This window comes from Lysinibacillus sp. EB271-A1-10B (assembly GCF_058791335.1).
The window spans coordinates 1-3,094 of record NZ_JBYTDL010000053.1 but is presented as its reverse complement, the minus strand read 5'-3'; the positions used below and the strand labels follow the sequence as shown (position 1 = coordinate 3,094).

At 32.0% G+C, this 3,094-nt stretch carries 4 protein-coding genes; all 4 read left to right on the top strand.

Translation table 11 applies throughout. From position 1 onward, the window contains the following. The first annotated feature begins 287 nt into the window (after positions 1-287). The 4 genes from AC3WSK_RS26405 (at position 288) to AC3WSK_RS26390 (ending at position 2,959) form a co-directional block, all read left to right on the top strand. Positions 288-617, top strand: coding sequence for a hypothetical protein (locus tag AC3WSK_RS26405; RefSeq protein WP_492414982.1), 330 nt, complete (start codon positions 288-290; stop codon positions 615-617). 128 nt (positions 618-745) lie between these two features. Then, on the top strand, positions 746-1,141 hold the full coding sequence (locus tag AC3WSK_RS26400; RefSeq protein WP_492414983.1) for a hypothetical protein: 396 nt from the start codon (positions 746-748) through the stop codon (positions 1,139-1,141). Positions 1,142-1,399: 258 nt separating this feature from the next. Then, positions 1,400-1,843, top strand: coding sequence for a flavoprotein (locus tag AC3WSK_RS26395; protein ID WP_492414984.1), 444 nt, complete (start codon positions 1,400-1,402; stop codon positions 1,841-1,843). A gap of 243 nt (positions 1,844-2,086) precedes the next feature. Continuing rightward, a complete protein-coding gene (locus tag AC3WSK_RS26390; protein WP_402780169.1) occupies positions 2,087-2,959 on the top strand; it encodes a phosphotransferase in 873 nt (290 codons plus the stop codon). The last annotated feature ends 135 nt before the right edge of the window (positions 2,960-3,094 follow it).

The following is a 3,094-nucleotide window of genomic DNA, read 5'->3' as shown; positions in this document are numbered from 1 at the left end:
ATTGATTCCCATTTCTTATACACGATCTCAAAGGATCCAACATACTTAAACCTGATTCAAATAAGGTTGTGAAGTAGATCAGTTTTTTTTACGGATTCAAGATCCAAAGAGCTGCCCGACCTATTCTTCACCTCTACTATATAAAAAATAGTAGTACGAACCAATGCCTTGGTCTGCACTACTAATCTTAGTATGTTTTTCTTTATTGAATTAATGGAGCAGGTTTGTTTAATAAGAAATTATTTGGATAATTGTGGTGATGTATGAATTAAGGAGGGATAGATACGGTGAATATATTTCCATTTCTCGGTTTAATTGTATTAGTATTAGCTAGCTTATTAAGCCCCAAAAATAAAATGAACTCAACTAAAAAGAAGTTATATCTTTTAAGTCTCATTTCAACTGTTATTTTTGCTTTCATACCTACGGGTGGCTATCAAGTCGATAGTAACGGGTATCTTTACTTCGGTTTTCCTGCTGAGAGTTTTGTATATCGTGGTGGATTGGTTTTCACATTTAGTTCTTTGGGATTATTGTTTAATTTTTTTCTATTTTATTGGTTTTTTAAGCTATTACTATATCTATGGAGAGTATTAAAGGTACGAGTAAAGATGTAAATTCAGACTTATATTTGTAAATCATCTTATTTAGCTAACGGAGCAGGTTAGTTAAACAATTGCAATAGGATTCTAAGTTCTATAAACTAATGTTAGAATAGTTCGACAGTTTATATAATGGGGTGTGAATGTTGAAAAAGTATATGTGTGTAGGAATTTTAATTGGAGCTATCGCTTTAGCAGGATGTAGTGTAAATGAAGAATCAGAAAAAAAAGTAACGGAGGGTATGACCGATGGACAAGCAGTAGAGGTTGGGGCTTTATCTGATACCAATAAAGAAAAAGTTGTATCAGTAACTCCATTAGAATTAACCCAAGAACAAAAAGAAAAGTATCATAAACAATATGTTGAAATAGTAGAAAAGATAAATGCAGAGGAAGGTACAAATCAGCTTGAAGTTGTACCAATTGACGAATTTAAAACAGAAGATTGGGTTGAACCAGAGAAATTTAGACAGTTAGCAGTCGATAGGGCACATTGGGAATTTACCTCTAAAGTCTTTGGTGGCGACCCAGTTGAATGAGTGTAATAAGTTAAAAAGCCTTAATAAGACGAATTTACAATAACTAGTTTGTGAAACATTGTACTTAAGCTAACGGGTGGCTTTACTTCAAGATGGGATTCCACAGCAATCCGATCTTTTTCTTGTTGTGTTAACGGAGCAGATTAGTTGAATAACAGTTTCTCTAAAAGGGTGTTATTCAACTTGCTCAAGAAGAAAAACACTACTAAAATTGATGTATAATGAATTAACTCGATAGTTATAGCAGGTGAAAGTAAAATGATGGAGCTACTAGGCGCATTTTCATTAACGATTTTAGGTTTTATTTTATGTATAGCGGGTATTTTGCATATGAGAAAGACACAAAAAAAGAAACCTTTATCGCTTAATAAATACTATGGAACCCTGCTTGTACTCATATTATTTGCCCTTTTATCTCTCACCGTGTTTTGGGATGCCCTAACGGTGCTGCCTAAGATTTTAAAGGGAGATTACGACACAGTAAAGGGTGAGTGTTCAGTTGAATATTGGGAAACCACAAAAAATTCTTCTTTAGATATTCTGTTTTCAGAAAATGTATTTTTTAGTGTACCTCCAAATTATTGGGACAAAGGTTCATTAACAAAGGCGTATTGCGAAGTTACCTATTATGAAGGTTCTGATTTTGGTATACATTATAAAATATATGATAAACAAAATGGCATATTATTACAGCGGAATTAGCCACTTTAAGTAAAAATATAATAGCTTATTACTAATTATGAGTCGTTCTGAGATGGGTACCCCTTTTCACTAACGGGTGCAAGTGTTAAACAAGGTGTTGATGCGGCAGCATCTTTTTTCTTGTTGTGCTAACGGAGCAGGTTAGTGGAATAAGAAATAATATATATTGAATGGTTTAAAGGGGATCTGTTATTGCTTTATAGTAAAATTAATAGATACAAAAGAATGATTGGATGGATAACTTTGACTGAAAAAGTATTAAAAAAACATTTGAAAGAAAAATACGGTGATTTTTCACTTGTTCGATTAACTGGAGGGTACACAAATGACACTTTTTTGTTAAATGGTACACTTCCTCCGTTAGTTGTTAAAGTTGCAAATAAATTTAACGAAGACATTGAAAATGAAATAAATTGTTTAAATTTAATTCAAGAAACAGGAGTAACACCAAAAATTTATGAGTTAATAGAAACAGATGCCCTTCAAATAATTGTAATGGAGTACAGAAAAGGAATAAATGGACAATCCATTTTAGATAACAATGAATTAGAAAGAACAATGGAATTATATAAAAACTTAGGAGCATCTCTTGCTAAAAGAATTCATTCAATAAAATATAACTATACTTCAAGTGGAATTAAAGAATGTACTTTTAATGAATTAAACTTAAGTTTAGATTTTGTACCTGAATTTCTTATTGCAAATTCTATGGAGATATTACAAAACTTAAACGATACTAAGGAGGAATGGGTTTTAACGCACGGTGACTATGGGATTCACAATGTTTTATACACAGATACTAATACTCTTACAGTCTTAGATTGGGAATGGTCTGAATGGGCAAATCCTTTAACCGATATAGGATGGGTCTGCTGGTTTACAAAACTTCATTACCCTGAATATGCGGACTCATTAAATCTCTTATTTATTAAAGAATATAAAATTAATAATCCAATACACTTATCTCCTGAAGTATTAAGGTCTTACTGTGTATATAAAGTATGGAAAGTATTACATAAGGTCAAAAAAGCACCACAAGAAGTACAGGAGGAATGGATAAGACGTTTAAAATGGACCATAGAAACGGACATTTTTAATTTCGTCTTAATGAACTAAGGGTACTTTACTTCAAGTTGGGATTCCACAGAGACCCCATCTTTTTCTTATTCAACTAAACCAGCTAATAGTTTGTCAATATTTTTCTGTTAAAAGTTTAATATGCACGTGCTATACTAAAAAATGCATGACAAA